Source organism: Dryocola clanedunensis, assembly GCF_038405435.1.
GTDB classification, from domain to species: Bacteria; Pseudomonadota; Gammaproteobacteria; order Enterobacterales; family Enterobacteriaceae; genus Dryocola; species Dryocola clanedunensis_A.
Genome location: NZ_JBBYHZ010000226.1, coordinates 1 through 518, shown reverse-complemented (window position 1 = coordinate 518; position 518 = coordinate 1). Strand labels below are relative to the sequence as shown.

The window sequence follows — 518 nt, the reverse complement described above, 5'->3', positions numbered from 1 at the left end:
CGACGTCGAGGAAGGCTCGCTGGGGGCCACGGTCGACCTGCGCACCGCGCGCCCGTTCGACTATGACGGCTTCACCTTTGCCGCCAGCGGCCAGGCCGGTTACAACGCGATGGCTGAAAAAGCCGACCCGCGCATGGCCGCACTGATTTCCAACACCTTCGCCGACGGCACCTTCGGTGCGTTGCTGTCGGTGGCCTATTCCGAGCGCCAGGCGCTGGAAGAAGGCTCCAACACCGGCCGCTGGGCCAACGGCCCGAGCAACGGCAACTTCAACGCGGCCTCGCCGTTCGCCGCCGCCCGTTCGGCCGACGTCTACCACCCGCGCTTCCCGCGCTACGTGCAGATGGAGCATGAGCAGAAGCGCCAGGGCGTGACCGGCACCCTGCAGTGGAAGCCGAGCGATGCCACCGAATTCTCGCTGGATGCGCTGTATTCCAAGATCGATGCGACCCGCGACGAGCACTACATCGAAGCGATCTCCTTCAGCCGTGGCACCAGCACCACTCCGCGCCTGGTCG

Annotated in this window: 1 pseudogene; it reads left to right on the top strand. The window is 66.8% G+C overall.

The annotated features are described in order from the left end of the window. Positions 1 to 518, top strand: a pseudogene (locus AAE045_RS24360) (hypothetical protein); the annotation flags it as partial.